The sequence below is a fragment of the Bradyrhizobium sp. AZCC 1693 genome, assembly GCF_036924745.1.
Taxonomy (GTDB): domain Bacteria; phylum Pseudomonadota; class Alphaproteobacteria; order Rhizobiales; family Xanthobacteraceae; genus Bradyrhizobium.
Genome location: NZ_JAZHSD010000001.1, coordinates 6,075,001 through 6,096,491 on the forward strand (window position 1 = coordinate 6,075,001; position 21,491 = coordinate 6,096,491).

Genomic DNA, 21,491 nt, shown 5'->3' on the forward strand with positions numbered 1-21,491 from the left:
TCAACGAAGAAGCCCCGGAGACATCTCCGGGGCTTCTTTTTTGTCAGCGATCGTGTTTGTCAGCGATCGTGCGCCTCAGGTGCGGGTGCGCATCCGCATCATGAAGCTGTCGTAGCTCAATTCAGCGACCTGATTCCAGGCCAGCGATTCGTTACGGAAGGCCGCCAGGCTCGTATACATCTTGTTGAAGTGCGGGTTGCTCTTGGACAGATCCGCGTAGATGCCGTTGGCGGCATTGTAGCAGGCTTCGAGCACTTCCTGCGGGAACGGCCGCAGGATGGCACCCGCCGCCAGCAACCGCTTCAGCGCCGGCGGATTGACATAGTCGTATTTGCCGGTGACCCAGGTGAACGTATCGTAGGAAGCGGTCTCGATCGCGGCCTGATAGTGCTTCGGCAGCGCGTTGAACTTCTCGAGGTTCATGATGTTGTGGCCCTGGCCGGTGCCTTCCCACCAACCCGGATAGTAGTAGTACTTCGCGACCTTCACGAAGCCGAGCTTCTCGTCGTCGTAGGGGCCGACCCATTCGGCCGCGTCGATGGTGCCCTTTTCCAGCGCCGGATAGATGTCGCCGCCCGCGATCTGCTGCGGCACGCCGCCAACCTTGGCGATGATGGTGCCCGCGAACCCGCCGACGCGGAATTTCAGGCCCCTGAAATCATCCATCGACTTGATCTCTTTTCGGAACCAGCCGCCCATCTGGGCGCCAGTGCTTCCCGTCGGCACGCCTACGCAGCCATATTCCTTCAGCAGGTCGTTGAGCATGTCCATGCCGCCGCCGAAACGCAGCCAGGAAATATGCGAGCGCGTGTTGAGGCCGAACGGCAGCGACGTGCCGAAGGTGAAGGCCGGGTTCTTGCCCCAATAGTAATAGAGCGCGGTGTTGCCCATCTCGACGGTGCCGTTCGAAACGGCGTCGAGCACCTGCAGGCCGGGTACGATTTCGCCGGCGGCGAACGCCTGGATCTGGAATTTGTTGTCGGTGATTTCAGCGACGCGCTTGGCGAAATATTCGCAGCCGCCATACAGCGTATCGAGCGCCTTCGGCCAGCTCGCCGTGTATCGCCACTTTATCTCCGGGTTCGATTGCGCAATCGCAGGCGCTGCAACCGCACTCGCGGCAAGGCCGACGCCGCCCACTTTCAAGAAATCACGACGCTTCATTTGCTTCCCCTCTATGTTTTTGCCGATACCGACCAAGGGACAACGATCTGGTGTCGTCTTCTCTGGTTTGCCGATGGCCGGTGCTGGACTGTTGTTTAGGAATGTGGGCCCTGAAACCAAGGCTCTTGGTTTTTCGAATGCAATCAATTTCCCGGCTTTATGGACCTGCAGGCAGGATGACGAATTGGTGATTGATAATCAAGGGTTCTGGTTCGGCCGCAGCTGCGAAGAGCTGCCTGAATATCGAGCGACTGAGGCGCTTCGTCCGACGAAAGGCTAAGACGCCGGCCGAGGAAGTGGATGCACGGAGGGGCAATCGGAAATGCCGCATTGCAGTAATTCCGCGGCGCAGGCGCGGCGCCCGCCATTTGACCTGAACATGCGTTGCGCAGGGTGGCGGAATCCCGCCTGCAGCCCGGCCACGAATACGCATCGCGATCATCGTCGCGCAGAGAATGCCGCTTCCATCGCCCGGCGCGTCTTGATGGTATCGCTGTTTTCGTCGACCTCGACATCGCTCCAGCGCACCACCGCGCCATGGGCGATGTCGCTCTTCAGCTTGACGCGATGGGCAAGTCCGATCGGCAGCGCACCGGCGGTGAGACTTTTCGATGCCGGCATCAACTTGCCCCACACCGTATAGCCGCCTTCGCCGTCGAGCATTTCGCCAGCGCGCAGATCGCGCTTGGCGACCGCTGCGACGTCGCCACGAAAATCATGCGGCTGCCCGGTCGGCTCGTTGCGCAGCGCGGCCGACAGGATCGAGATGTTCAGCTCGAGACCGATCAGATGATACGGCTTGTACATCGCCGCATACCGGCCCGAGGCGTCGGTCTTCAGCCCATACTGCTTGAAGCAATCGGCGGCATAATCGTTCGGCGCTTCCAGCACGACATAGACACCCCAGCGCAGATCGCGAAAGACAGGACGGCCGTCGCGCTCGAGCGACGACACGACCTCCGCAAGGCCGGCCTTCTCCAGCACGCCGCCCGCATCACGCGGCCGCATCACATGCGGCAGATCGTCGACGCCGCAGGGCGGAAACAGCAGGCCGTCCGACGGCACGTCGAGCCCGCAGGCGTTCGCGATCGCCGCCATTTCGATCGCGGATTTGGTGCCGTCCAGAAACGAGTTGAACATCTGCGGGTTCATGCCGGCCGATTGCGCTTCGCCGGCCGTCAGTCCGTAATGGCTCCAGACGCCATCCGGTGTCACGTCGTGATAGGCCGGCAGATATTTGGTGCCCTTGCCGGCGGCGACGACGCGAAAGCCCGTCGCGCGCGCCCAGTCCACCATCTCGGCGGTGAGCGCCGGCTGGTCGCCATAGGCCAGCGAATAGACCACGCCGGCCTTGCGTGCTTCCTCGGCTAGCAGCGGGCCGGCCAGCACGTCGGCCTCGACATTGACCATGACGACATGCTTGCCCGCCGCAATCGCCGCGCGGGCATGCCTGATGCCGACGGCGGGGTTGCCGGTCGCTTCCACCACGACGTCCATTGCGCCGCCGGCAATCGCGCGCGCAGCGTCATCGGTGAAAGCCGTTCGTGCGATTCGCTCTGCATCCCAGCCGACGGTGCGGCACGCTTCGCGGGCGCGATCGCGATCGAGGTCGACGATGACGGATACTTCGAGTCCTGGCGTATGCGGCACCTGCGACAGGAACATCGAGCCGAATTTTCCGGCGCCGATCAGCGCGACGCGAACCGGCTTGCCGGCCGCAAGGCGAGCGTTGAGGAGACGATGAAGGTTCATGGAAGGACTCCGATCGGGCCGTCATTCCGGGCTGCGCCACTTGGCGCAGACCCGGAATCCAGAGATGAAAGGCAAATCGAGATTCTCAGATGTGCAATAGCACATCATAGTTCGACGCTATCGCGTCGCCCCGGAATGACGGTGTGAAAACTACTCCGCCGCCTGGCGATGTGCTCGCGCCAGCCGCAGCAACGCATCGTCCTCCACCGTCTGGATCGGCGTAAAATCGCGGTGCGCGATGTATTCCGGCCGCGTCGGGGTGCGGATGTAGTTCGAAACCGCATTCAGCGTCAGGTAGACGATCTTGCGCGGATAGGGCGTGATGTTGCCGCTCGATCCGTGCACCAGATTGCCGTGAAACATCAGCATGCCGCCGGCCTTGCCGGTGGGGGCTACGATGCCGCCTTCCTTCACCAGCCGGGTGACGGTCGCCTCGTCGAGCGTCCACAGCGGATAGGAAGTGGTCTCCAGGTCGTGCGAGGCCTTGAGGTCGCCGGCGTGCTGGCTCTTCGGCACCAGCATCAAGGGGCCGTTGATCGGCATCACCTCGTCGAGGAAGATCGCGATGTTCATCGCGCGCGGCTCGGGCATGCCGTCGTCGCGCTTCCAGGTGCCGTAATCCTGGTGCCATTGCCAGACGTCTCCCGTGAAGGCGGCTTTGGCGTTGATCTTGAACTGATGCATGTAGACCTTCTCGCCGAAGATCTGCTCGATCGGCTCGATCATGCGGGGATGGGCGCCGAGCGCGCCGAAGGCTTCGTTATAGAGATGCGCGGCAAAGGCGGTGCGCGGCGCGCCGCTCTTCTCGCGCCAAACCTCGGGCCGGTCGGCGTCGTAGATGCTGACCGCCTCGCGCGCGAGATAATCCACTTCCTCCTGGCTGAACAGCTCCGGCAGAAACAGCCAGCCCTCGCGGTTGAAGAATTCGATCTGCTGCGGCGTCAGTTTCATGGCGTTTCCTCCTGTTGTTTTTTGACTGTCATTTCGGGGCGGTGCGAAGCACCGAACCCGGAATCTCGAGGTTCCGGGTTCACGCTTCGCGTGCCCCGGAACGACGGCGTTCAATCATGCGGCCCTATCAGTCGCCCTCAGTCTCTCCTCCGTCATCCGTCCGGCGGTCTGCGCATGCGCCAGCGCTGCGGCTTCCGCCGCCTTGGCGTTTCCCGCAAAGATTTGTGCGGCGATCGCCTCGTGCTCAGTCCAGGCGCTTTCGCGGTAATCGAGCTCGGCGAGCACGGTCGCCATCGAGCGGCGCATGTGCGGCCATTGCGGCGCGATCATTTCCTCGATCGCGGGATTGCCCGCGAGGCGATAGACCGCACTGTGAAAATCGACGTCGAGCGCGATCAACCGCGCCAGCGGCGTGTTCTTATCGATGGTCCGTCCCGCCTGAAGCGCGGTCTCGAGCTGCGCGCGTCCCAATGCATCGGACCTGGCCCGTCCGGCCGCAAGCCGCGCGGCCAGCGCGTCGATGGCGCCGCGTACCTCGTAGAGCTGGCGGATGCGCTCCGGGTCGAGCCGGGTGATCTCAAAGCCGCGGCGGCCGCTTTCGGCGACGAGCCCCTGCCGGTGCAGCAGATGCAGCGCGTGGGACACCGGCTGGCGCGAGACGCCGAGCTTTTCGGCCAACTCGTTCTGCCGGATGCGATGCCCAGGGGGCAGCGTACGATCGGTGATCGCCTCGAGAATCCGGGCATAGACCTGGTCGATCAGGTTCGGGAGCGGATCCAATGGGATCATGCCGGTCGTCCATTTTGGAATACGGAATTCCGAATTCAGAAGCTAGCGGCAGAGGCGGCCTCGGTCAAGACGCTTCAATCGGTGCTTCAATCGGGATGTTGCGGCGGCTACGCCGGGCTATGCTCCGGACTGGGGCGATCGGAGATCCGTGATGGGCAGCGATGCAACCGGCTTCACTGGCAATATTCCGCAACACTATGATCAAGGCCTCGGCCCGATCATCTTCGCCGAGTATGCCACTGATATCGCCCGGCGTGCCGCTGCTGGCAGTCCGGCGCGGGTGCTCGAAACCGCGGCCGGCACCGGCATTGTCACGCGGAAACTGCGCGACGCATTGCCTGACGGCGCGCAGCTGACCGCGACCGATTTCAATCCGCCGATGCTCGATATCGCCCGCACCAAGTTTCGGCCTGGCGAACAGGTCGGCTTCCAGCAAGCCGACGCGGTCGCGCTTCCCTTTGCCGATGCAAGCTTCGACGCCATCGTCTGTCAGTTCGGCGTGATGTTTTTTCCGGACAAGGCAAAATCCTTTTCCGAGGCCTATCGTGTGCTCGCCCCGGGCGGCCGCTATGTGCTCAGCGTCTGGGACTCCCATCGATACAATCCGTTCGGCCGCATCGCGCACGAGGTGGCGGGGCGCTTCTTCCCCGCCGATCCGCCGCAGTTCTACAGCGTGCCGTTCTCCTGCCACCAGATCGATCCGATCAAGGAGCTTCTGATCGCAGCCGGCTTCGACGACATCGGCATCGCCGTGATCAGACAGCAGCGCGAGCTCCCCGACACCGCGAACTTCGCGCGCGCGGCGGTCTATGGTAACCCGCTGATCGACCAGGTGCGGGCGCGAGGCGGTGTCGATCCGGAACGCATCGTCGAGGCGCTGACGCGGGAATTTCGCCGGGAATTCGGCGATGGTCCGGGCAGGATGCCGATTCAGGCGATCGTGTTCTCCGCGGCGAAGAAATGACCCCGCTTATGTGAGCGGGATTACGTCGAACTCGCCGATCTGTTCGGCGTCCGCCACGGCATCGATCGCCGATATCCGCTCGCCGCTGATGGTCAGGCGCACCACGATGCGCAATTGGCCGCCGAAGATAACGGCGAGCGCCAGAGATCCGTCGACCAGCGCCGGTTTGGCGGCCTGCGCGCGGCCCTTGAAGAACTCTGCAACCGCGGTGGCGCCGCGGATTTCCGCGAGCGAACCGAGCCGCTGCGCCGCCTGATCGGCGCGCACCACCACGTCGGGATCCAGCACCGCGAGCAGCCCTTCGAAATCGCCGTCGCGGGAGGCCTTGAGGAAAGCGTCGACGATGTTTTTTTGCCGGCCGAAATCAGCGTCGGGCGGTGGCTTGCCCTGCACACGGCGACGCGCGCGGCTGGCCAACTGCCGTGCCGCGGCAGGCGTGCGGCCGACGATCGGGGCGATCTCCTCGAAGGGGACGGCAAACATGTCATGCAGCACGAAGGCAAGCCGCTCGGCCGGCGCCAGGGTTTCCAGCACCACCAGCAGCGCGGCGCCGACGGAATCGGCCATTTCCACATCGCGCCCAAGCACATCGTCAGCGACAGGTTCCGGAACATGCGGCCCCATCGGCTCCTCGCGCCGCGATTTGCGCGAGCGTAGCAGGTCGAGGCAGACGCGGGCGACGACCGTGGTCAGCCAGCCGCCGAGGTTTTCGACCGCGCTCGTATCGGAACGGCTCAGCCGCAGCCAGGTCTCCTGCACGGCATCGTCGACCTCGCCGGTCGAGCCCAGCATGCGGTAGGCCACCGCCCGCAGGCGGGCCCGGTTGGCCTCGAACTGCTCAGCCAGAAATTTTTTCTCGTCCATTCGGTCACATTCCCATGTCGCGTTCCGTCATGGCTATGACGAACGAAACCGCGCCGATGTGACAGCAAATCGGCGCGGCGGCGTCAGAACGGAACAACTCATGGAGAGTAGAAATGATGCACGCCCGTATGAATCACCCGGTCATGGTCGTTCCCGACGCCATGAAGGCGCTGCAGGCGCTGGGCGAATTGACCAAGAACAGTCTGCCGGAAAAGCTGCTCGAGCTGGTGCATCTGCGCGCCAGCCAGATCAACGGCTGCAGCGTTTGCGTCGACATGCACCCAAAGCTCGCCAAGAAGGCTGGCGAGACCGATGAGCGCCTGTTCGCGGTGGCCGCCTGGCGAGATACGCCCTACTTCACCGAAAGTGAGCGTGCGGCGCTGGCGTTGACGGAGGCCCTGACCCGGATCTGCGACCGCGCCGACCCGGTGCCGGATAAGGTCTGGAGCGAGGCCGACAGGCATTTCGACGAGGCCGAGCTCGCGGCGCTCGTTCTGGCGATTGCCAATATCAATGTCTGGAACAGGCTCAACGTCGCCGTGCGCCAGCCGGCGGGCGTCTGGAAGGCGTAGCAGGGGGCAGCATCCCCAAATTAGGGTCAATTTTAACGCGCCGGAACGTGCTTAATTCAACGGCGCGCGCTAAACAGCAAGCCCGGCCCGATCTGGCCGGGCTTTCACTTTTGTTGCTTACATCCTGTTGATCATGGCCGTCATCTCAGACCAAACATCCGTGCTGCGCCCGACCATCCGGAAGCGAATTCTCGGTATTGCCATCGGGCTGATCTTCCTGATGGCGATCACGTCGGTGCTGTCGACCGTGATGACGCGAAAGATCGCCCATCAGCTCGACGAATTCAGCTCCAAATATGTCGAAGCTTACGGACATCTGGCGCGAATGCACATCCGTTCGCTGGAGCAGGCGCTCGCGCTGCGCCGAATGGTGATCGCCAAGATGCAGTCGCCGCCTGACGAGGCCGGCTTTATGGACCGCCAAAAGGCCTATGAGGCCATGGCGAAGGAAATCGAGCAGGAGGCGCAAGCCGCGCGAACGCTGATCAATGCGATCATCGACGATCCATCGACTGAATCCGATAACGCAAGGCTCGGCCGGATCGACGATCGGATCGAGAACGTCACCAGCGATCTCGGCCGCTATCTGGGCGAAGAGTACAAGCGGTTGCTGCCGCTGCTCGAAGCCCGGAATTTCGCGGAAGCCAGGGCCAGTCTGGCTCGCTCCGACACCTTGCGCGACGAGTTCAACAGGAAGGTCGACGAAATCGGCACCGACATGCTGACGCAAGTCCGTGCCGACGCCAGGATAACGATGCGCGATCAGCAGACAGCGATCGTCATTTCCGTCATCCTGACCGTGCTGGCATCCGTCCTGGGTCTGCTGTTTTCGTTCTTCGTCTCGACCGGTATTACCCGGCCGGTCCGGCGGCTCCTGGAAGGCACCCGCGCGGTCGAAGCCGGCCGCCTCGACGGCTCGATCGACGTCACCACGCGCGATGAAATCGGCCAGCTCACGACCGCCTTCAACAACATGGTCGAGCAATTGCGTCACAAGGAGCGGCTGCGCGAAACGTTCGGCCGCTATGTCGATCCGCGCGTCGTCGAAGGGTTGATCGCCCGGCAGTCGCAGACCGCGAGCGACGGCGAGCGGCGGGTGATGACGGTGCTGTTCTGCGACATGAAGGGCTTTACCAGCCTCAGCGAAGGCATGACGCCGCAGGGTCTCGTCAAGGTGATGAACCATTATCTGTCGACGATGTCGGGACCGATCCGCGGCCATCGCGGCATCATCGACAAATATATCGGCGACGCGATCATGGCCTATTGGGGACCTCCGTTTACCGAGCATGACGAACAGGCGCGGCTGGCCTGTCTTGCTGCGGTCGAAATGGCCGATCGTGGTACGGCGCTGCGCACCGAACTGCCCGAGCTGCTCGGCGTACGCACGGTGCCGAGCGATTGCGAGGTCCGCATCGGCATTGCGACCGGCGAGGTGCTGGTCGGCAGCATCGGCTCGGAATTCATGATGAGCTACACGGTGATGGGCGATGCGGTGAATCTGGCGTCACGGCTGGAGAACGCCAACAAGATCTACGGCAGCCACTCGCTCGCTTCGGAAGCAGCGATCATTGCGGCCGGCGATGCCGTGGAGTCGCGCGAGATCGACCGGTTGATTGTTGTTGGCCAGACCCATCCCGAAGCGGTATTCGAAATCATCGGCCGCGCGGGTGAGTTGACCGAGAAACAACTTGATCTGCTGGCGCGGTACGCCGAGGGGCTGGCCGCCTATCGCGCGCGCAGCTGGGATGAGGCGCGTCGGGCGTTTCAGGCGGCGCTCGAGGCGGTCCCCGGCGATGGGCCATCGATGGCGATGGCGCAACGCGTCGAGAATTTTCAGGCAAACCCGCCGCCCGCCGATTGGGACGGCTCCTGGCGGCTGGATCAGAAGTAGCGGCTGACGGCGGATTTATGCCGCGAGGAACTCCAGCACCACGTCGCAAAATTTCTGCGGCGCGTCCCTGCCGACATCGAGATAGGCCATGTCGTAGCCGTTGATGCTCAACGTCTGCATGTCGATCAATCCTCTGCGAGATAGGCGAGCACGATCTCGCAATATTTCTGCGGCGCCTGTTCGAACATCGGGTGCGTGGTGCCCGGGATCATCGCGGTGCGCGCGCCCTTCACGTTGGCCGACAGCGCATCCAGCGCCTGCCGCAGCGTGCCCTTGGTATTGGCGCCGCCGATGAACAGTGTCGGCGTCTTGATGGACTCCGCGTCCGCCTTGGAGAACGGCGGGCGCTGGTCACGCATCTGCCCGATCAGCGTCGTGGCGTTGTCGCGCAGAAGCTGTTTGGCTGTCGCCGGCAGGCGCTTCCAGGCGCCGGGGCCTTCCAGCGCATCCATGAAGAGCTGCAGCCCGCCGTCGATATCGCCCTTCGCAATCAACTCTGCAGAAGCCGCGATCCGCGTGGCGAGCGGCGAGGGGCCGGGCTTGCAGGCGGGATCGAGCGTGGCGTCGAGCTCGCCGCCGGGCTCGGCCAGGATCAGCTTGCGCAACAGGTCAGGCCGGCGCTGCGCGACGCGAAAGCAGATGTGGCCGCCGCGGGAATGGCCCATCAGGTCGACCGGCCGGGTATCGAGCTTCTCGATGAAGCCGATGACGTCGTCGACGTGTTGCGCGATCGAATAGGTGTCGCCGACGCCGTCCCAATGGTCGGGGAAGAAATGCCGCAACGACGGCGCGATCACGCGGTGCTTGCGGGTCAGGGGACCCAGCACCGACGACCAGATCCGGAAATCGCACAGCGAGCCGTGGACGCAGACCAGCGGCGGGCCACCGCCTACGCCTTGGCCGATATCGAGGTAGGCCATGTCATAGCCGTTGACGTTTATGGTTTGCATGGGATCTCGTGAGGGTGGGATGGGGACCAAGGGCCATTGAAGGGCGCTGGCGAGAACCCCAGATCAGCGGAAGTTGTTCATGCCGTCAAGTTCCCTCAGGTTTCGGGTGGATAGCAATAATCTCCAAGCCTAGATTTGGGCCCAAGAGGAAGCTGGTGGCATTGAACAGGAGACTATGGAGCCAGTCATGACCGGGCACCATTTTACGATATTCGACACCGCGATCGGCCGCTGCGGCATCGTGTGGGGCGAGCGCGGCATCACCTCTGTGCAATTGCCGATGGGCGATGAAAAGAAGACCCGCACCCGCCTGCAGCAACGCCATGGCGACCTCGTCGAGGCGCCGCCGCCCGCGAAGGTGCAGGCCGCGATCGACGGGATCGTCGAGCTGCTCGAGGGCAAGCCGAACGACCTCGCCGACGTCGTGCTCGACCTCGACGGCGTTCCCGAATTCAACCGCGGCGTCTACGACATCGCGCGCACGATCCCGCCGGGCAAGACCATGACCTATGGCGATATCGCCAGGAAACTCGGTGGCGTCGAGCTGTCGCGCGACGTCGGCCAGGCGCTAGGTCGCAATCCCTGTCCGATCGTGGTGCCGTGTCACCGCGTGCTGGCGGCGGGCAACAAGCCTGGCGGCTTCTCCGCCAATGGCGGGGTGGTAACGAAATTGAAGATGCTGACGATCGAAGGCGCGGTCGTGAACCACACGCCGAACCTGTTCGATTGAGGGCTTCGGTTCTGATTCAATCAGAACCGAAGCCTGGATTCTTGTTTGACGCGTTTTCTTCACGCGAACCGGTATCCACTTCGCTCGAAAACGCTATCTTACCGTCCCTTGAAGTTCGGCGTCCGCTTCTCGTTGAAGGCCAGCACGCCCTCGCGGCGGTCCTCGGTCGGGACCATGCGGTTGTAGGCCTCGATTTCCAATGCGAGGCCGTCCCGCAGCGACAATTGCAGGCCGCGATGGATCGACAGCTTTGCCTGGCGGACGGAGATCGGGGCATTGCGGGCGACGCGCGAGGCGGTCGCCAAGGCCGCCGGCAATAGTTCGGGTAGCGGAAAGACTTCGTTCACAAGACCCCAGGCCTGGGCTTCGGCCGCGGTGAACGGCTTGCCGGTCAGGATCAACTCCTTGGCGCGGCGCTCGCCGACGGCGCGTGGCAGGGTCTGTGTGCCGCCGCCGCCGGGCATGATGCCGAGCGTCACTTCGGTCAGGGCGAAACGAGCGCTATCAGCGGCGTAGAGGAAATCGCAACATCCCGCGATCTCGCAGCCGCCGCCATAGGCCGCGCCGTTGACGGCGCCGATGATCGGGACCGGGCAGTCGAGCAGCGCCCGCACCATCCGCTCGAAAATGACGTGCTGGCGCGTCCATGCCTCGTCGGTCATGCCGCGCCGTTCCTTCAGGTCGCCGCCGGCGCAGAACGCCTTGTCGCCGGCGCCAATCAGGACGATGCAGCGCAGGCTCTTCGGATCGAGCGCCGTATCCTCGAAATAGCGCACGAGGTCGCGGCCCATCTGGGTGTTGAGCGCGTTGGACGCGTCCGGCCGGTTGAGCCGGACAATCGTCACATGCTCGTCGACCGGCTCGACCGAAAGCGTCTCAAAACGGGGCGGGTTCGAACTCATATCGCCTCGCAGGAGAATCCGTTGCCAGCGCGTCGAATTTTTCCGACTGACGGCGAGGGGAAATGCGCGGTGCAGCACAGCGTATCGGTGTCGCAGTAGCGCTCCAGGAAGCCGCGCCGCGTCGCCGCCGACTGCGCCGGATCGACGTCGGGTTTGAAGGAGAGTTCGGGATAGCGTGCCTGCAGCGGCGAGTGCATCAGGTCGCCCGACACGACGGCCGCATCCCTTCCGCGGCCGAAAGCGAACGCGACATGCCCGGGCGTGTGGCCGGGCGTTGGCAGAACGCGCATGTGATCGCCGATTTCATGGCCGTTGCCAACGAACTCGGATCGCCCGGCTTCGACCACGGGCAGCACGCTGTCGGCGAAGGTGGGCACCGAAGCCTTCGCGTGTTGCTCGGTCCAATAATCGAATTCGGTCTTGCCGAACACGTAACGCGCGTTCGGGAACGTCGGCACCCAATAGCCGTTTTGCAGCCGCGTGTTCCAGCCGACGTGATCGGCATGCAGATGCGTGCACATCACGAAATCAATATCGTCGGCGGATAATCCCGCCACGGCCAGCGCGCGCATGTAGGTATCGTCGGTCTTCATATTCCACTTCGGAAATCTTGGCCGCGGCTTGTCGTTGCCGATGCAGCTATCGATCAGGATGGTGTGATGCGGCGTCTTGACGACATAGGACTGGAAGCACAGGATCAGCACGTCCTTGTCGTCGAGCGCGCCGGCCTTTTGCATCCACGCCCTGTTCTCCGCCAGCACTTCCGGCGTCAGGCCGGGCAGCATCTCCAGCGCCGGCAGGAAGGTGGTTTCCTGTTCGATGATGCGGTGGATGGTGAGGTCGCCGACGGTGAATTTGAGGCTCATGCTATTTCCCGCTTGATTAGCGCGTGTTGTTGTCGCGAACGGATGGAAGGATGTAGTTCGCCATCATGTCGAGCGCGCCGTCGCCCTGATACGGCCGAAAATAGAGGCCCGATGTCGTCATCACCACAAGGTCGCGGTCGGGCACGATGAAAATGCGCTGGCCGCCCGAGCCCATCGCCGCAATCCACTTCACTTCCTTCTCCTGCGCAATCGAACGTCCCATCCACCATTGCTGGCCATAGAAAAATAGACCACTGAAATAGCCGATCGCCTGAAAACGAGGCCGGACCGATTGCTCGATCCATTTGGCCGAGACGATCTGTTTTCCACCCCAGGCGCCGCGAGTGAGCACGAGCTGGCCGATCTTGGCGGCGTCGCGCGGCCGGAGACGGAGGCCGACGGCGGAGGCGATCTTCCCGTTCATTGGATAATTCTTCCACTCGAGATCGGTAATCCCAATGGCTCGAACAGAATCTCTCGCGCGAACGCTTCCAGCGGCTTGCCTGAAACGCGTTCGAGGATGTTGCCGAGCAGATCGGTCCCGCCGCCGTTATAGGTCCACAACGAGTCCGGCGGTTTTGCGATCGGCTTTGACAGGATATAGCGAATCGGGTCGCTCTCGCTGCCCAAATGCGGTTCGTCATTACTGGGATCGTTCCAGGCGCGGTTCTCGTCCCATTGCATGCCTGAGGACATTGTCAGCAAATGGCGCAACGTAACCTGGTCCCAGCCCGGCGATTTGACCGCGGCATATTCCGGAAAGAATTTGATGACGGGCTCGTCCGCGCTGGCGATCAGCTTGCGATCGATTGCGATGCCCACGAGTAGCGAGATCACGCTCTTGGACGCCGACCGCATGTCGTGCTTGGTCGTCGCATCATAGTCGTACTGTCCCGCAACGTCCCAGCGCTCGTCGGGACCGGAAAAATACTGCTCGAATACCAGCTTGCCGTGGCGCACGACGACCACAGCGTGAACGTTGGCCTGAATTTCCTTCAGGCGCGCAGCGATGGTGCACAGGCGCGGACCATCGAGGCCGACGCTTTCCGGCGTTGCGGTGGGCCAGCCGTCGCCGATGGAGGCTGGGCTGCCGCAGGCGAGGTTCCGCTGGCCGGTGGAGAATGCCTGTAGCTGGGCGGATGCGCCGGATGCGGCGAGCATGAAAACGCCAGCGAAGCCGAGGTGCCGCAATTTTTTGCCAACCTCGCGCATGCTGCCGTCTCCGTTGCTGTGGTTACGCCGGCGGCGGCACCGAGATTTTCACTGACGGCCGTTCCAGCATCTTCTGGTGGAAGGCGTCCAGCTTCGGATAGGCCTTGCGCCAGCCGCAATCGGCAAAGCGGAAATCCGCATATCCGAGCACGCAGACAAGGCCGATCTGGACGATGTTGAACGGTCCGGACAACACGTCGGGCTTGTTCTCGAACCGCGCCATGCCGGCCCAGGCTCGCTTCCAGTGGTCGTCGGACCACGCCTGCCAGCGCAGCGGCTCCGGCCGCACCATGCCTTCGTAGCGGCACAGCAGCATGGAATCGAGCATGCCTTGCAGCAGCGAATGATCGCTCTTGACCTTCCATCGGTCGGGACCGGAGGCAGGGATCAGCTTGCCGCCACCGGCGAGTTCATCGAGGTATTCGACGATGACATAGGAATCGAGGATGACATCGCCATTGTCAAGGATCAGCACCGGCAGCTTCTTCAGCGGCGTGATCTTCGAATATTCCTCGTTGGGCTGACCCGGCGCGACGGTGGCGGGGGTGAACTCGATCTTGTCGATCAGGCCGGTCTCGATCGCGGCGATGCGCACTTTTCGGGCGAACGGCGAGGCGGGGGAGAAGGTGAGTTTCATTTTTATTATTCCCTTGGGTTGTTTCCTCCGTCATGCCCGGGCTTGTCCCGGGCATCCACGTTCTTGCTGTCGATAGAAGGACGTGGATGGCCGGGACAAGCCCGGCCATGACGAGCTAGTGCGAAGATCGCCCAACGCCTCACGCCGCGATGATTTCCTGGCGCTGCTCGCCGAGGCCTTCGATGCCGAGCGTGACAACGTCGCCGACGTTGAGGAAGGTCGGCGGCTTCATGCCGAGACCGACGCCGGGCGGGGTGCCTGTCGTGACGATGTCGCCGGGCAACAGCGTCATGAACTGCGAGACATAGGAAATGCACTTCGCCATCGAGAAGATCATGGTCGAGGTGTTGCCGGTCTGGCGGCGCTGGCCGTTGACGTCGAGCCACATGCCGAGCTTCTGCACGTCAGGGATTTCGTCCTTGGTCGCGAGCCACGGGCCAACCGGGCCGAAGGTGTCGTGCGACTTGCCCTTGGTCCACTGACCGCCGCGCTCCTGCTGGAAATTGCGCTCGGAGACGTCGTTGCAGACGCAATAGCCGGCGACGTGGTTGAGCGCGTCGGCTTCCGAGACATACTTGGCGCGGGCGCCGATGATGGCGGCGATCTCGACTTCCCAGTCAAGCTTGGTGGAGCCGCGCGGCTTTTCGACCGCGTCGTTCGGACCCGACAGCGAGGTGTTGGCTTTGATGAAGAAGATCGGCTCGGTCGGGATCGGCGATCCCGTCTCCTTGGCGTGGTCGCTGTAGTTCAGGCCGATGGCGACGAATTTCGAGATGCCGGTGACCGGCGCGCCGAAGCGCTGTTTGCCGTCGACGGCGGGAAGTTTTGAGGGATCCAGCGCGGCGAGCTTGGCGAGCCCGGCCGGCGAATAGGCCTCGCCGTCGAGATCCCTGACCTGCGCCGAAAGATCGCGCAACTGGCCGGATTTATCGATCAGGCCGGGCTTTTCCGCACCCTTGGCGCCGTAACGTACAAGCTTCATTTTATCGCTCCCTGCGGGGGTTTCTTGGGATTTGTCGGGGAATTTCTGCCCTTCAGACGCTTCTTGGAACAGCGGGCGCGGAAATTCAACTGCCTAAAGCGCAGGGGAGGGTGGGCAAAGGCGCCCTTGCGCTGTTGCCCGCCATCTATCACCAGGCGCAATGTCGAAGCGTGGGCACGCCGACCCTCGGGCGCGCGTTCGCGCGAGCCGGTGGCTTTGCCTACCTACAGCGCCGCGAACCGGAAGGCGTCGCCATTGCGCTTGATATGGCCGGCACTGAAGTGTCCGCCGATCACCAGCGTCGGCGTGTCGGCGAAGCGCGAGAACAGCTCGCGACGGGTCACCACGGACTGGGCGGGATCGGAATCGGCCGTGGACGACCAGTCGAGATGAGCCATTTGGCAGGGATGGTGGGCAACGTCCCCTGTCAGCAGGGCTTCCTCGCCGTCCGACCTGATGTGGACACTCAGATGGCCGGGGCTGTGGCCGGGGGTCGGGATCAGGGTAATCTCGTCCGCAAGCCTGGCGTCGCTGGCGATGAGATCGGCCTTGTCGGCCTCCGCAATCGGCTTCACGGAATCGTTGAATACGGCGATCCTGTCCGGCGCGTCGCTGTGGTCGCGCCAGTGCTCGTATTCGGTCTTGCCGAACACGTAGCGCGCATTGGCGAAAGTCGGCACCCATTTGCCGTCGACCAGCCTCGTATTCCAGCCGACATGATCGACATGCAGATGCGTGCACAGCACGGTGTCGATGCTATCAGGGGCGAAGCCTGCCGCCGTTAACTTGTCGAGGAACGGATCCTTCCGGTTGTTCCAGGTCGGCACGTTGCGGCCCTGCTTGTCGTTGCCGAGCCCGGTGTCGACGATGATCCGGCGCGTGGGCGTCTCGACTAGGAACGAATGGATCGACATTTTCAGCCGGCCTTCCCCGGTTGCAGAATGCGGGATGAGCCACGGCAGTTTCTGTATTTCCTCGTTGGTCGCGAGCGGAAGGATGAAGCGGGTGCTGCCGACCGTCTCCATTTCGACGGCCTTCGTGATCCTGACCCTGCCCACGGTCCAGTGCATCCGGCGCTTCCTTATTGATGTTGGCCGCGAAGATGCTGGTTTCGGCGGCCGGGCGCAATGGATCATCTGGCGCGATGGAACGTTATAGCGATGTCACATGAGGAGCGCGCGATGCCGGAACTGGCGATTTCGACGGAAAAAGTCGGGTTTTTGATCGACAAGGCCCGGCAATTCGACATGAAAGAGGCGGTGTCCGATCCGGATTCCGGATCGAACGCTTCCGATGACGACGTGATCGACGTGCTGCAGGATAATGGGCAGGATCCGGTCTTCCGCGAGATCACCGGCTTCATCAACGCGCTTTCCGAAGACGAGCGGGTCGACCTCGTTGCCTTGATGCGGCTGGGTCGCGGCGACGCCAGCATCGAAGAATGGGGAGATCTGCGCGCGGAAGCCGCCGGCCAGCGCGAGCGCCACACTGCTCGCTATCTGCTGGGCGAGCCGATGCTGGGCGACCTGCTGGCGCAAGGGCTCGACGAGTTCGGCCTTACATGGACTGAGGAGCGAACCACCGCCGATTCCGCTAGCGTCAGCCAGCGGGACGAAGACGAGCGCAATCCACGATGACGGTACCGAGCTTGTCGCCTTTCTCCACCGCAAGATGCGCTTGCGCGGTGTCCGAGAGCGCAAACTGCGCCGCGACGTTGTGAATGCGCGGGCCCGCCGCCAGCCACTTTGAAATGTCCGCTTGCGCCGCCGCCAATAGCGGCCGCGGCAGCGCGAACAACACCAGCGCGCGCAGCGCGATGCATTTTTCCATCAGTTCGCGCATCGGCACGACGGGCGTGCGGTTGCCGTTGGTGGCGTAGACCGCGATCGTCGAATTCATGCCCATCAGTTTCAGCGTGGTCTCGATATTGCCGCCGAAATCGACATCGACGACGCGGTCGACGCCCGCTGCCCGGTGAAGGCCATCGCTTTGGCGACGACGTCCTCGGTCCTGTAGTTGACGACGAGATCGGCGCCGGCAAGCCGGGCCTGCTCGGCTTTGGCCGCCGAACTGACGGTCGCGATCACCTTGGCGCCGCCCCATTTGGCGAGTTGCACGGCATAGTGACCGACGGCGCCCGCGCCGCCGGTGACGAGTACCGTCTGTCCCACGATCGGGCCATCGCAGAACAGGCAGGTCCACGCGGTCATGCCGGGAATGCCGAGGGTAGCGCCTTCCGCAAACGAAAGATTGTCCGGCAGCGGCGTCACCAACTGTTCGGCGAGCGCAATATATTCAGCCGCCGTGCCGAACGCGCGGCCATTGCGCTGGCCGTTGAACAGCCAGACGCGTTGGCCGGCCTTGAGCCGCGTGACGCCGTCGCCGACCTGGTCGATGATCCCCGCGCCGTCGCTGTTCGGAATGACGCGCGGATATTCCATCGGCCGATAGCCGCCGCCGCGGCGGCCGACATCGGCCGGATTGACGCCGGACGCCTCAAGGCGCACCCGGACTTCGCCCGGGCCGGCCATCGGAGTCGGCATCTCGCCATAGGTCAGCACCTCGGGCGCGGGGCCCGCTCGCTCGTACCCAACTGCCTTCATAGCGTGCCCGGAAACGCGCCGCCGTCGAGCAGGATGTTCTGCCCGGTGATGTAGCCGGCCTTGGCGCCGCACAGGAACGCACAGGCATAGCCGAACTCATCGGGCTCGCCGAACCGTCCGGCCGGATTTTGCTTGGCGCGCTCGGCAAACACCTGGTCCGCCGTGATGCCGCGCTTCTCGGCTTCCGCCTTGCCCACACCGCGGAGGCGGTCGGTGTCGAACGGTCCCGGCAGCAGCGCATTGATGGTGACGTTGCTGATCACGGTCTTGCGCGACAGCCCGGCGACGAAGCCGGTGAGGCCGGCACGCGCGCCGTTGGAAAGGCCGAGAATATCGATCGGCGCCTTCACCGCGGCGGAGGTGATGTTGACGATGCGGCCGAATTTCCGCGCCATCATGCCGTCGACCGTCGCCTTGATCAGTTCGATCGGCGTCAGCATGTTGGCGTCGATCGCCTTGATCCAATCGTCGCGGGTCCAGTTCCGGAAATCGCCGGGCGGCGGGCCGCCGGCATTGTTGATCAGGATATCCGGATCGGGACAGGCTTTCAGCGCGGCCTCGCGCCCGGCCGGCGTGGTGATGTCGCCGGCGACTTCCGTGACGGTGACGGTCGGATAGGCTTTGCGGATTTCGTCGGCGGTCTTTTTCAGTGCCTCGGCGCCGCGCGCAGTCAGCGTGACATGCACGCCTTCATTGGCCAGCGCCATGGCGCAGGCGCGGCCCAGGCCCTTGCTCGATGCGCAGACGATGGCGCGGCGGCCTTTGATCCCAAGATCCACTGTTTCTCTCCCGTTAGGTCAGGTGATTTTCTGAAAGTCGGATGGGACCACTCTAGCCAAGTCGAGCGGCCCTGATAAGAGAGCGGCTACCGCCGAAACGCATATCAGGGAGACCGCGCCGATTACACGCCGATTATATGTGCCGGTCTTTCTTCAGGCGGTCGATCGCAGCCACGAGATCCGGCGGAAGGGACTTGACGCCCAATTGCCCGGCGGCCGATAGCATAGGCCGCAACCGCGAACCGGTCATGAACGCCGGCTGCAGGTTTGTCGGCACAAGCTGGTCGAAAATCAGTACAACCGTGATCGCGATCAGGCCGACGCGCACTGCGCCAAGGGCGGCGCCGCCAAGGCGGTCTCCGATGCCGGTTTGCGGTCCAATGATGTCGTCGAGAGCCAAGCAGGTCAGCTTTCCGAGCACCATACCGATGACCAGAAAAGCTCCGAAGAACAGCGGCGAATTCTGCGCAAACGGCAAGGCATGCTGGCCGTCGAGCTGCGGCGATACCAGCGGCACCAGCCCTATCGCAATCGGCATCGCGGCGATATAGGCCAAAATCGCAATTGCGCTGCGCAATAGCCCGGTATTGAAACCGATGACCACGGCAATAATCAGTCCGAGATAGACGACGGTATCGAAACTGTTCATGGGGAAAACTCCACCCGGTTTCGATACCGATGCTTCGTCAATGAATCGGCGCCGCGATTGCTAAAATCGTCTGTATCAACCAAAGCGTGCCTGAACTCCGACGTCAGTCCGTAGCCCCGTTGGCTCCTCGCAATGACGGGTGCAAAAAATCAATTCGCCCGCAGCTCCGCTTTGATCATGTCGGCGGCCTTTTCGCCGATCATGATGGTCGGCGCATTGGTGTTGCCGCCGATCAGCGTCGGCATGATGCACGCATCGACTACGCGCAATCCTTCGACACCATACACTTTGAGCTTCGGATCGACCACGGCCATCGGATCGTTCACACCCATCATGCAGGTGCCGACCGGGTGATAGACGGTGTCGACACGGGCGCGCAGGAGGTCGCGGATGTCGTCATCGCTATGCACGCCTGCCGTGAACATCTCCTTCTTCTGCAACGCGCGCAGCGCCGGCGTCTCCATCAGCCGCCGCGTGGTCTTGAAGCCCGCAACCATGGTTTCCAGATCATCCGCCTCGCCGAAGAAGTTCGGGTCGATCACCGGCGCTGCGAACGCATCGGCACTTCCAAGCGAAACGCTGCCGCGGCTCTTCGGCCGCAGCAGGCAGACATGGCAGGTAAAGCCGGTGCCGCGATGGCGCTTGCGGCCGTGATCGTCGGCGAGCGCCATGCCGAAATGAAGCTGGATATCGGGGATGTCGAGATCGGGCCGGGTTTTCAGGAAGCCGCCGCATTCGGCGAAATTGGACGTCATCGGTCCGGTGCGTTCGCGGCGATACTGGCCGATGGCCCGCAACAGCCGCGGCAGGGCTTTAAGCGAAATGCCGTTGAAGTTGGGATTGTCGGACATGTAGCCGAACACGAAATCCGGATGGTCCTGCAGGTTCTGTCCGACGCCGGGCAGATGATGCACGGTGGCGATGCCGTGCTTGCCGAGCGCTGCGCAGTCGCCGATGCCCGAGAGCAAAAGCAACTGCGGGGTCTGGAACGCGCCGGAGGACACGATCACCTCGCGCCGCGCGCGAATTTGTTTGAGCTCCTTGCCCTGCCGGTATTCGACCCCGACCGCGCGCTTGCCTTCGAAGAGGATGCGGGTGGCGTGGGCATGCGTCTCGACGCGCAGATTGGCGCGGTTTGCCATGTGTGGGTGGATATAGGCGCGCGCGGCGCTGCAACGCTCGCCGTTCTTCTGCGTCAGTTGATAGATGCCGAGGCCCTCGTGCTCGTCGGCGTTGAAATCCTCGCGCAGGCGGAACTGCGCTTCCTGGGCGGCCTGCAGGAAGATCTGCTGCACCGGATTTCCGGTGCGCGACTTGTTGACGGCGAGCGGGCCGCCCTTGCCGTGATACTCGCCGTCGAAATCGGAATTGTCTTCGGCCCGCTTGAAGTAGGGCAGCACGTCGGCGAACGACCAGCCGGCATTGCCGAGCGAGGCCCATTGATCGTAGTCGGCGCGGTGGCCGCGGATATAGACCATCGCGTTGATGGCCGAAGAGCCGCCGAGCCCCTTGCCGCGCGGCTGATAGCCGATGCGCCCGTTGAGACCCTTCTGCGGCACGGTGTTGAAGGCCCAGTTGTTGACGTTGCCGGCGACCATCAGCACCAGCGCAAAGGGTGTCGTCACCACCCAATTGTCGTTCCTGCCACCGGCATCCAGCAGCGCCACCGAAATGTTCGGATCCTCCGACAGCCGCCCGGCCACCGTGCAGCCGCCGGAGCCGCCGCCCACCACCACGAAGTCGAATGTATCAGTCACGCGCATCCCCCCGATTTTTTGTTCTGGCGGGGCCTGCCTGGCCACGCTTTTGGGGGCCAAAACTCCGCTTTTGCGACGTTTAAGGCAAGGGTGGTTCCATGAGGCGGTTTTGGCCTCTCAAACCCTCGTTTTTGCTGTCATAAAATCCTCAAAAGCGGGACCTTGCCCCTTTCCAAAGCAGGGCGACGTTGATACATACCCCTCGCGCCCGATGGCTTCGGCCCGGGTCGCCTTCTCAGGAAGCCTCGGGACGGGATCGATCGGCGCCATCTGGCGTTCGCCGGGATCGTTTCGGCACCGGCTTTTCGAAGGCGTGCAACGGTTTAACGCGGGGTGGAGCAGCCCGGTAGCTCGTCAGGCTCATAACCTGAAGGTCATAGGTTCAAATCCTATCCCCGCAACCAAGAGTCGATTAAGCCCTTGAAATCATCGTGGTTTCGAGGGCTTATTTTTTTCTAGTGCTGCTTGAACCCG

23 protein-coding genes and 1 tRNA gene are annotated in these 21,491 nt (G+C 63.2%); 6 read left to right on the forward strand and 18 right to left on the reverse strand.

Annotation, left to right across the window (positions count from 1 at the left end):
• Window positions 1–75: 75 nt before the first annotated feature.
• The 4 genes from V1293_RS28795 to V1293_RS28810 all read right to left on the reverse strand — a co-directional run bounded on the left by V1293_RS28795 (window position 76) and on the right by V1293_RS28810 (window position 4,656).
• Complete coding sequence (locus V1293_RS28795) at window positions 76–1,164, reverse strand: TRAP transporter substrate-binding protein (protein WP_334514212.1); 1,089 nt, start codon at window positions 1,162–1,164, stop codon at window positions 76–78.
• A 438-nt stretch (window positions 1,165–1,602) separates the two neighbouring features.
• On the reverse strand, window positions 1,603–2,916 hold the full coding sequence (locus V1293_RS28800; RefSeq protein ID WP_334514213.1) for an NAD(P)H-dependent oxidoreductase: 1,314 nt from the start codon (window positions 2,914–2,916) through the stop codon (window positions 1,603–1,605).
• Window positions 2,917–3,066: 150 nt separating this feature from the next.
• Window positions 3,067–3,867: a phytanoyl-CoA dioxygenase family protein gene (locus V1293_RS28805; protein ID WP_334514215.1), complete on the reverse strand. Its 801-nt coding sequence runs from the start codon at window positions 3,865–3,867 to the stop codon at window positions 3,067–3,069.
• A 114-nt stretch (window positions 3,868–3,981) separates the two neighbouring features.
• A complete protein-coding gene (locus V1293_RS28810) occupies window positions 3,982–4,656 on the reverse strand; it encodes a GntR family transcriptional regulator (RefSeq protein WP_334514216.1) in 675 nt (224 codons plus the stop codon).
• 151 nt (window positions 4,657–4,807) lie between these two features.
• On the opposite strand from V1293_RS28810, the gene V1293_RS28815 reads away from it, so the two are divergent.
• The gene (locus V1293_RS28815) at window positions 4,808–5,620 is read left to right on the forward strand and encodes a class I SAM-dependent methyltransferase (protein WP_334514218.1); all 813 of its coding nucleotides are present in this window, start codon (window positions 4,808–4,810) and stop codon (window positions 5,618–5,620) included.
• A gap of 6 nt (window positions 5,621–5,626) precedes the next feature.
• Here the strand turns inward: V1293_RS28815 and V1293_RS28820 are convergent, their stop codons facing one another.
• Window positions 5,627–6,484: a sigma-70 family RNA polymerase sigma factor gene (locus V1293_RS28820; RefSeq protein WP_334514219.1), complete on the reverse strand. Its 858-nt coding sequence runs from the start codon at window positions 6,482–6,484 to the stop codon at window positions 5,627–5,629.
• A 116-nt stretch (window positions 6,485–6,600) separates the two neighbouring features.
• Here V1293_RS28820 and V1293_RS28825 point away from each other — a divergent pair, with 116 nt between their 5' ends.
• Complete coding sequence (locus V1293_RS28825; RefSeq protein WP_334516961.1) at window positions 6,601–7,056, forward strand: carboxymuconolactone decarboxylase family protein; 456 nt, start codon at window positions 6,601–6,603, stop codon at window positions 7,054–7,056.
• A 133-nt stretch (window positions 7,057–7,189) separates the two neighbouring features.
• The gene (locus V1293_RS28830) at window positions 7,190–8,950 is read left to right on the forward strand and encodes an adenylate/guanylate cyclase domain-containing protein (protein WP_334514221.1); all 1,761 of its coding nucleotides are present in this window, start codon (window positions 7,190–7,192) and stop codon (window positions 8,948–8,950) included.
• Window positions 8,951–9,075: 125 nt separating this feature from the next.
• Here V1293_RS28830 and V1293_RS28835 read toward each other — a convergent pair whose 3' ends face one another.
• Window positions 9,076–9,900, reverse strand: a complete 825-nt coding sequence (locus tag V1293_RS28835) for an alpha/beta fold hydrolase (protein ID WP_334514223.1) — start codon at window positions 9,898–9,900, stop codon at window positions 9,076–9,078.
• A gap of 187 nt (window positions 9,901–10,087) precedes the next feature.
• Between V1293_RS28835 and V1293_RS28840 the strand changes: the two genes are divergently transcribed.
• Window positions 10,088–10,630 carry a methylated-DNA--[protein]-cysteine S-methyltransferase gene (locus V1293_RS28840; protein ID WP_334514224.1) on the forward strand — a complete coding sequence of 181 codons (543 nt, stop codon included), beginning with the start codon at window positions 10,088–10,090 and terminating at the stop codon, window positions 10,628–10,630.
• A 98-nt stretch (window positions 10,631–10,728) separates the two neighbouring features.
• Here the strand turns inward: V1293_RS28840 and V1293_RS28845 are convergent, their stop codons facing one another.
• The 7 genes from V1293_RS28845 to V1293_RS28875 all read right to left on the reverse strand — a co-directional run bounded on the left by V1293_RS28845 (window position 10,729) and on the right by V1293_RS28875 (window position 16,299).
• Window positions 10,729–11,532, reverse strand: coding sequence for an enoyl-CoA hydratase/isomerase family protein (locus V1293_RS28845; protein ID WP_334514225.1), 804 nt, complete (start codon window positions 11,530–11,532; stop codon window positions 10,729–10,731).
• Window positions 11,529–12,398, reverse strand: a complete 870-nt coding sequence (locus tag V1293_RS28850) for an MBL fold metallo-hydrolase (RefSeq protein WP_334514227.1) — start codon at window positions 12,396–12,398, stop codon at window positions 11,529–11,531. The genes V1293_RS28845 and V1293_RS28850 overlap by 4 nt, the downstream gene beginning before the upstream one ends.
• Before the next feature lie 16 nt (window positions 12,399–12,414).
• Complete coding sequence (locus V1293_RS28855) at window positions 12,415–12,822, reverse strand: hypothetical protein (RefSeq protein ID WP_334514229.1); 408 nt, start codon at window positions 12,820–12,822, stop codon at window positions 12,415–12,417.
• Window positions 12,819–13,610 (reverse strand): serine hydrolase domain-containing protein, encoded by a 792-nt coding sequence (locus V1293_RS28860; protein ID WP_334514231.1) that lies wholly within the window; start codon window positions 13,608–13,610, stop codon window positions 12,819–12,821. Before V1293_RS28860 ends, V1293_RS28855 begins: the two co-directional genes overlap by 4 nt.
• A gap of 22 nt (window positions 13,611–13,632) precedes the next feature.
• Window positions 13,633–14,247 (reverse strand): glutathione S-transferase family protein, encoded by a 615-nt coding sequence (locus tag V1293_RS28865; protein ID WP_334514233.1) that lies wholly within the window; start codon window positions 14,245–14,247, stop codon window positions 13,633–13,635.
• A gap of 139 nt (window positions 14,248–14,386) precedes the next feature.
• Complete coding sequence (locus V1293_RS28870; protein ID WP_334514235.1) at window positions 14,387–15,229, reverse strand: fumarylacetoacetate hydrolase family protein; 843 nt, start codon at window positions 15,227–15,229, stop codon at window positions 14,387–14,389.
• A 224-nt stretch (window positions 15,230–15,453) separates the two neighbouring features.
• Window positions 15,454–16,299, reverse strand: a complete 846-nt coding sequence (locus V1293_RS28875) for an MBL fold metallo-hydrolase (protein ID WP_334514236.1) — start codon at window positions 16,297–16,299, stop codon at window positions 15,454–15,456.
• A 111-nt stretch (window positions 16,300–16,410) separates the two neighbouring features.
• On the opposite strand from V1293_RS28875, the gene V1293_RS28880 reads away from it, so the two are divergent.
• Window positions 16,411–16,866, forward strand: coding sequence for a DUF3775 domain-containing protein (locus tag V1293_RS28880; RefSeq protein WP_334514238.1), 456 nt, complete (start codon window positions 16,411–16,413; stop codon window positions 16,864–16,866).
• Here the strand turns inward: V1293_RS28880 and V1293_RS28885 are convergent.
• From V1293_RS28885 to V1293_RS28905, 5 genes are all read right to left on the reverse strand, one after another.
• Window positions 16,829–17,128 (reverse strand): hypothetical protein, encoded by a 300-nt coding sequence (locus tag V1293_RS28885; RefSeq protein WP_334514239.1) that lies wholly within the window; start codon window positions 17,126–17,128, stop codon window positions 16,829–16,831. The two genes, V1293_RS28880 and V1293_RS28885, sit on opposite strands and share 38 nt — an antisense overlap.
• Window positions 17,129–17,139: 11 nt before the next feature.
• The gene (locus V1293_RS28890; RefSeq protein WP_334514241.1) at window positions 17,140–17,832 is read right to left on the reverse strand and encodes an NADPH:quinone reductase; all 693 of its coding nucleotides are present in this window, start codon (window positions 17,830–17,832) and stop codon (window positions 17,140–17,142) included.
• Window positions 17,829–18,611 carry an SDR family oxidoreductase gene (locus V1293_RS28895; protein ID WP_334514243.1) on the reverse strand — a complete coding sequence of 261 codons (783 nt, stop codon included), beginning with the start codon at window positions 18,609–18,611 and terminating at the stop codon, window positions 17,829–17,831. The genes V1293_RS28890 and V1293_RS28895 overlap by 4 nt, the downstream gene beginning before the upstream one ends.
• A gap of 133 nt (window positions 18,612–18,744) precedes the next feature.
• Window positions 18,745–19,260, reverse strand: a complete 516-nt coding sequence (locus V1293_RS28900; RefSeq protein WP_334514245.1) for a CvpA family protein — start codon at window positions 19,258–19,260, stop codon at window positions 18,745–18,747.
• A 149-nt stretch (window positions 19,261–19,409) separates the two neighbouring features.
• Window positions 19,410–21,017 carry a GMC family oxidoreductase gene (locus V1293_RS28905; protein WP_334514247.1) on the reverse strand — a complete coding sequence of 536 codons (1,608 nt, stop codon included), beginning with the start codon at window positions 21,015–21,017 and terminating at the stop codon, window positions 19,410–19,412.
• Between the two features lie 327 nt (window positions 21,018–21,344).
• Here V1293_RS28905 and V1293_RS28910 point away from each other — a divergent pair.
• Window positions 21,345–21,421 (forward strand) — tRNA-Met (locus V1293_RS28910).
• The last annotated feature ends 70 nt before the right edge of the window (window positions 21,422–21,491 follow it).